This window comes from Staphylococcus sp. GDX8P80P (assembly GCF_017893095.1).
Lineage (GTDB): Bacteria > Bacillota > Bacilli > Staphylococcales > Staphylococcaceae > Staphylococcus > Staphylococcus borealis.
This window is the reverse complement of record NZ_JAESMI010000065.1, coordinates 1-6883: the sequence shown is the minus strand read 5'-3', so window position 1 is coordinate 6883 and position 6883 is coordinate 1. Positions and strand designations below refer to the sequence as shown.

6 protein-coding genes are annotated in these 6883 nt (G+C 31.2%); 5 read left to right on the top strand and 1 reads right to left on the bottom strand.

The window, feature by feature from the left end:
• Window positions 1–388: 388 nt before the first annotated feature.
• Window positions 389–1207: a LysM peptidoglycan-binding domain-containing protein gene (locus KA858_RS06395; protein WP_210135271.1), complete on the bottom strand. Its 819-nt coding sequence runs from the start codon at window positions 1205–1207 to the stop codon at window positions 389–391.
• Window positions 1208–1703: 496 nt separating this feature from the next.
• Between KA858_RS06395 and KA858_RS06390 the strand changes: the two genes are divergently transcribed.
• The 5 genes from KA858_RS06390 (at window position 1704) to KA858_RS06370 (ending at window position 6701) form a co-directional block, all read left to right on the top strand.
• Window positions 1704–2363, top strand: coding sequence for a Bax inhibitor-1/YccA family protein (locus KA858_RS06390; RefSeq protein WP_210135270.1), 660 nt, complete (start codon window positions 1704–1706; stop codon window positions 2361–2363).
• A gap of 323 nt (window positions 2364–2686) precedes the next feature.
• Complete coding sequence (locus KA858_RS06385; protein ID WP_210135269.1) at window positions 2687–4849, top strand: helix-turn-helix transcriptional regulator; 2163 nt, start codon at window positions 2687–2689, stop codon at window positions 4847–4849.
• A 134-nt stretch (window positions 4850–4983) separates the two neighbouring features.
• Window positions 4984–5343: a transcriptional regulator, SarA/Rot family gene (locus tag KA858_RS06380; protein WP_053030640.1), complete on the top strand. Its 360-nt coding sequence runs from the start codon at window positions 4984–4986 to the stop codon at window positions 5341–5343.
• 150 nt (window positions 5344–5493) lie between these two features.
• On the top strand, window positions 5494–6210 hold the full coding sequence (locus KA858_RS06375; RefSeq protein WP_053030638.1) for a YebC/PmpR family DNA-binding transcriptional regulator: 717 nt from the start codon (window positions 5494–5496) through the stop codon (window positions 6208–6210).
• The gene (locus tag KA858_RS06370; protein ID WP_210135268.1) at window positions 6210–6701 is read left to right on the top strand and encodes a cupin domain-containing protein; all 492 of its coding nucleotides are present in this window, start codon (window positions 6210–6212) and stop codon (window positions 6699–6701) included. The genes KA858_RS06375 and KA858_RS06370 overlap by 1 nt, the downstream gene beginning before the upstream one ends.
• The last annotated feature ends 182 nt before the right edge of the window (window positions 6702–6883 follow it).

Sequence of the window (6883 nt, the reverse complement as noted above, 5' to 3'; positions counted from 1 at the left end):
TCCGATTTGACGTAAAGCCTTTTTATGTACGTCCTGAGATGGGGAGGGGGATTTGGTTATAAAGACATTCTTTAAAGTATTGCTTAACTGAATGTTCATTTTAAAGTGTCTTACTTATATGCTAAATCATTTAGATGAATTAAGTTAGTAATGACAATCTAAGCATGTGGCTATTTTGATAGGATATCAAACCTAAATAACAGTTATAGGTAGTCAAATCAAATTAATACAGTGGTGTGCTGTTGCCATGTATTTTTTATAGAACACAAAAGGAGTGGAACAGAATTTTAAAACGCTGTTCCACTCCTAGCTTACTTGGCTTGTAGAATTTCTTGATGAAGTTCTCTTTGATAGGGTGACCATCCACAAGATAGCATTATTATATTATTTAGTGAATGAAATTGTAGCTTGAAACTACAGATGCAGGAATTGTTCTTGTATTTGTGTTATATGGACCATTAGCATAATTCATTTCTGAAATTAAGATGCTACCATCTGCATTAACACGTTCAACATAAGCCACATGTCCATAGTAGCCTGTAGTTGATTGCATAATTGAACCAACAGTTGCATTATGATCTACTGTGTAACCATCTGCTGCTGCGTTGCCTGCCCAATATTTAGCATCAGACCAATAGGTACTAATTGATTTACCGGCTTGCGCACGACGGTCGAATACATACCATGTACATTGACCAGCAGTATATAAGTTTTGGTGATTGAATGATGGGCTAGCATAACCGCCATTTCCGCCACCGTTATTCGTTGTATTCGGATTTGTTTCAGTAGGTGTATTTGCTGAACCATTTGGTATTTTTAATTGTTGATTTGGTGTTATTAAATAACCTGATAAGTTATTGGCCTTCATTAATGCATTGACCGATACACCATTCTTACTAGCAATTGCATATAAAGAATCGCCAGATTTTACTGTGTAATATGATGAAGAAGTTGTTGCGTTTGAACTGGCATTATTAGCGCTATTACTGCTGCCCCCAATAGTAATAACTTGGCCAGGGAAAATCATATTGTTAGAAAGGTTGTTACTCTTCTTAATACTATCTACAGATGTATTATATTTACTAGCGATGCTCCATAGCGACTCGCCGGATTTTACAGTATGTTGTGTTGATGCTTCAGCATTATGGTTTGATAATACTGCAACTGCTCCGGTTGCGACAGAAGCTGCGACTGCTAACTTTTTCAACTAAATGTCCTCCTTGAGAAAATTCATTATATTTTTAATTAATTTATTCCTAAACTATTCATTACCTTATATATTCATTCACATATATCACGTATTCATACTATCAAAAATGTGACACACTGTGGGCGTTGTTATTATCTTGTAACATTGTTAATATTTGTCATTGATTGTGTAAAACCGTCCAATCCGTTGATATGATAGGATTCAGCTAACATTTGCTCATTGATTTCATTTTTAAAATTAAGTAAATTGTAATATTTTGATGAGATGTTAGAACAACTAATTTAAGTAAATTTAGCTCAAAATGGCTTAACAGCAGGCTTTAAGGTTGTATTAAACTTAATTGTAACGTATATTTTTTGTACTTAAATTAATGATTATTAGTAATGTAATTGTAGAAAACATATCAATCGTAAATGATTTATTTTTGAAAAGTAATTAGAATGCGATACAATCGAATTGAAAAAGGGATAGTTAATAAGGAGAGATTTAAAATATGTCTCAGACGTACAATAATGCACAACATGTGAATCGGAAGCATCAAGAGAAAGATCAATCACATGCTTATGGTAAAGTATGGCTCTATTTTATGTATTATTGGATTATATTTGGAATTGGATGTTACTTTGGACAGTATTTACCTATGGAATGGAGACGTCCTTTATCCATAGCACTATTTGTATTAATATTAGCAACATTATTTATTCAACGGGCACGTAAATATGGATTGATCATTTCGCATATTTACGCCATACTTGTGGGTCTTTTATCATACGCTACGTTTACAACTTATATGCAAAATTTAGGGCCAGAGGTCTTTTATAAAAATGTCCTATTGGCAATTGGAGCGTTCATTGTTTTCGGTATTTTGGGCTATTTTATAATCAATGATGCCTCAAGTATTGGTAAATATTTATTTGTCGCATTAATTGCGTTAATTATTGCTGGATTAATTGGTATGTTCATCAATAATCCGATATATCATACCGTTATCACAGTGGTAGGTTTAATATTATTCTTACTGTATACCTTGTATGATTTCAATCGTATGAAACAAGGGAATTTCTCACCGAGGGAAATGGGTTTTAATCTATTTATCAATTTATTAAATATTATAAAAGATGTATTAAGACTTGCAAATCGCTTTAAAAATTAAATAAAAACACATATAATGAGAAACTATACATTTGAGATGTCTTCGTATTGTATTTAATGATTTTAATTTGTTTAGTAATTGTATGATTGGTCGCATTACTAAATACTTGATTGAATTATTGAGCAATAACGAGGCATCTTTTTTATCAAATTCATAATTTAAATAAATAATAAAAAGTAATTAATTTATAAAAAATGTATTTTTGATTTGTTTATCATGTTGTGATAAATTTACATTTAATCACTGTGATAGTGCTAAGATACCAAAAGAAGAAATAGTACAACATTTAGAAAGACGATCATGAATAAGAAAGAGGTTAATCAATGGCTAATACCTATGTTCATATATTGACTAAACATGAATACAAAATGACACGTTGCCAAGACGGTATTATTCTGTTGTTTCCAATTGAAGGTCAACTTAAACTTCAGCACTTTACTAAAACTGTTAGCGTCGAAAATGATATTTACGTCATCAATAACACAGATATTTTTTCAATTATAGAAAATAAAAAAACACTGATGCTATACATCACTAGTGACTGGTTTAGAGATCGAGGTTTTGAATTTTTTAATTATAAATATTCGACTAATTTAGTAAAATCAACCAGCGCAATCAAACGTTTGTTACTACATATAGCACTAAACGCTTTAAATGTTGACGCCATTTCTGATGATACGACACACATCACTTCTATTGTCGATATTATTGGGAAAGAAGGGGCAATTGAAAAGATGATTGCTAATCATCAATATAACTTTTCTTATTACGGAGAGTTAAGCGATGTACTAGAATATATTAATCAAAATATTAATAAGAAAATAACATTAACTGGTATTGCATCACAATTATTCACTTCTAAATCCAATCTTTCAGCACAATTTAACCAATTGTTAAATATGGGCTTTAAAACCTATGTCGATACTCTGAAAATTGCAAATTCATTTGAATGGTTGTTAACTACGGAAAATACAATCAGTCTCATAAGTGAAAAAGTAGGTTTTAGTAATGCCTCAAGTTATTCAAAATCCTTTAAAAACCATGTCGGCATGACTCCTAATGAATACCGATACTGTGATAAATTCAACAAAACAATTTACATGGATTATGAATCATTGAATGATACTAGCTTGAAGGATATACGACATTTGATTAAAACGAAGCAACAATATTATAACCAACATGATGAATATAAAATTTATGCAGATTCAACGGTTGGTTCGGTTGTCAATCCATATTATTTAGTCATTCAAGTTAATACAATTGAAGAAATCAGGTTACTTTTTCTTCAAGATTTTGCGCGACCATTGTCTTTTGGCAAAACAACATTGAAGTTTTACCTTAATGTAGATATGCGTGATATTAAAGATCAAATGACTAAGAATGAGAGACAACGCTTATTTGAATATATTATTCGTAATGGGTTAAATGTGGTCTTTAGATTAGAAGATTTAGGGTTAACAGATTTTTTAGAGTCAAATTATGAGGACGTAGCAGACTACTTCAGAGAACATCAACTGCCTACGACTGGTAATCATAAATTAGAGCTTGTATTTGATTTAGAGGAGTTAAATTTAAAATCTATCTATCGCGTCATTTTAAAGATACAGCATAAGACCCAACAATTTTCATTCGGTTTAGAAATAAGTAAATTGTTAAATGACCCAGTCTTGTTTAAAACGCTAGAATCACAAATCAAACGTATTAATTTTAAATTTTTATATATTGATAATGCACAACTGAAAATGCCATATCTAATTGAACAAAATGAGCACTTATTAGTTAAAAATATAGTACGCTATCAAAATATCCGACAAATTCTAAAACAAATTGATTTAGAGAATCAGAAGATAATATTTTTAAATTTTGAAAATCATAAATTTTTAAATAGTAAATATAATGATTTGAATAATAGCGCACCTTTATTAATAGAAACATTTGTAAGAACAGCTTCTTACTTTAATGGCATTGGCTTCGATTTCAAGCATCATAATAGACAATTTAATGCGCTGCACATATTCGACGAAAATGGATTTAAATCCATTTTAGGCACAATAGTGGATCAGTTGCTTGAAATTAGTACGAAACCTAAATTATTTAATGAAAACTACATCTTAATTGATGATGAAGCGCACTATACGATTTTCATCTATGATTGGCGCGTGTTAGAGAATGAATCATTGCAAGTCAATTATGACCAAACAGACGTGTTTATTGATTTTAACGATGACGCGTTAAAGGATACGTATTTAGTTAAGATTCAGCTCATTGATGACTACAACGGCAATATTAATCATCTTATTTCAAAGCATATTAGGAAAAAATATAAATGGTCGAAACGTTTTTTAAGAAAAATGGATTATCACATTCATCCTACATTAAAATTAGTAGAACACAATTTCAAAAAAGAACCACTTCAAATTAACCTCAATTACAATGCTTTATACGTCGTTAAGATTCTAAAAGAGTCACGAAATAATAAATAATGTTTTACACAACTATATTTAACTTTGTTAGTAAATTAGACAAAAATTTCTAAACAAAGTTATAGGACATACTTACAAATATAAAGGATAATAGTAATTAAGTTGTCTGCTTATATTTGGAGGTGCAAGAAGCATTGAATAATGACAAATTAAATAAATTGCTAGAATTCTATAAACAGTATAAAGCATTGTCAGAGTATATAGATAAACAATATAAGTTGACATTAAATGATTTAGCTTTACTAAAACTTGCTCATGAATATATTGCTAATGATCAAATGTTAATGCAAAAGTTTCTAAAAATAGCAATTAGTGAGTTGGAGTTAAGTAGAACCAAATTGTTAGTATCAATTCGACGACTTATAGAAAAGGAAAGATTAAGTAAGGTTCGATCCACTGAAGATGAAAGAAAAATTTTTATCTACATGGATGAAAAAAATATTAAAAATTTCGATGCTTTATTCAATGATGTTGAAGAATTTTTAGATATTTAATTTAATATGTTAAATAAAGAGTGCTGACAAAGTCGTTTTGTCAGTATTTTTTCTTTTAATTTGATTCATCATAAAATTGATTCCATTTTAGACAATGCTTTGTTAATGCTATATAATAAGGATTATTGAGTATGAAAGCGAGATGACATTATGGGACGTAAATGGAACAATATTAAAGAAAAAAAGGCCCAAAAAGATAAAAATACAAGTAGAATATATGCAAAATTTGGTAAAGAAATTTATGTAGCAGCTAAATCTGGTGAGCCAGATCCTGAATCTAATCAAGCGTTGAGATTAGTACTTGAGAGAGCTAAGACTTATTCAGTACCAAATCATATTATTGATAGAGCTATAGACAAAGCTAAAGGTGCTGGTGATGAAAATTTCGACCACTTACGTTATGAAGGGTTCGGACCAAGTGGTTCAATGCTTATCGTAGATGCCTTAACAAATAATGTAAACCGTACGGCTTCAGATGTTAGAGCAGCTTTCGGTAAAAATGGCGGTAATATGGGCGTATCAGGTTCAGTTGCTTATATGTTTGATCATACTGCGACATTCGGAATTGAAGGTAAGTCAGCAGATGACGTTTTAGAGGCATTAATGGAACAAGATGTCGATGTTAGAGATGTTATTGAAGATGGAGATCTTACAATTGTCTATGCGGAACCGGACCAATTTGCTCAAGTTCAAGATGCGTTACGTGAAACAGGCGTAGAAGATTTTAAAGTTGCTGAATTCGAAATGTTACCACAAACTGATATTGAATTATCGGAAGATGACCAAGCAACATTTGAGAAATTAATTGATGCACTCGAAGATCTTGAAGATGTTCAAAATGTCTTCCACAATGTGGACTTAAAATAATGAAAAAACACGCAGATGATTGGATTAAACAACTTGATCTTACGCCTCATCCAGAAGGTGGTTATTTCAAGGAAACCATTCGAGAATCAACGGACGAAACACAACGTGCGCCTTTTAGTAGTATTTATTTCTTACTGAAGACAGGTGATATTTCTCATTTTCATCGGATCGACGCAGATGAAGTATGGTACTACCATGCAGGTGAATCATTAACGATTCATATGATTACACCTGATGGCGACTATGAAAGTGTTCAATTAGGACTTGCAATTGAAGAAGGACAAGTACTTCAGTATAAGGTACCTAAAGATACAATTTTTGCTTCAAGTTTAATAGACAGAGAAGGATACAGTTTGGTAGGTTGTATGTGTCAACCAGCATTTGAATTTAATCACTTTGAATTGTTTACACAAGAGACATTAATGCATTTATATCCTCAACATAAGAAGTTGATTCAACAGTATGCCTTATTAGATATAAATAAATCATAAAAACAGTCTGGGATATAAATAATATAATAATGCTATTTAGCAAATTCGCAGTAGCTGACTGAACTGAGAAGGCGCTTAAATCAACCTTTTCTCAGTTCTAGTCAGGGGCCCCAACAAAGAGGATTTCACTAGGAAATTCTACAAGCAAAGCAAGCTGGGAGTGAGTCCGGGACATAAAGTTC

What these genes read in the sequence shown, in the direction of transcription:
- KA858_RS06375 (WP_053030638.1), top strand. Translation starts at nt 5,494, where the DNA reads ATGGGACGTAAATGGAACAATATTAAAGAAAAAAAGGCCCAAAAAGAT.
- KA858_RS06370 (WP_210135268.1), top strand. Translation starts at nt 6,210, where the DNA reads ATGAAAAAACACGCAGATGATTGGATTAAACAACTTGATCTTACGCCT.
- KA858_RS06385 (WP_210135269.1), top strand. Translation starts at nt 2,687, where the DNA reads ATGGCTAATACCTATGTTCATATATTGACTAAACATGAATACAAAATG.
- KA858_RS06390 (WP_210135270.1), top strand. Translation starts at nt 1,704, where the DNA reads ATGTCTCAGACGTACAATAATGCACAACATGTGAATCGGAAGCATCAA.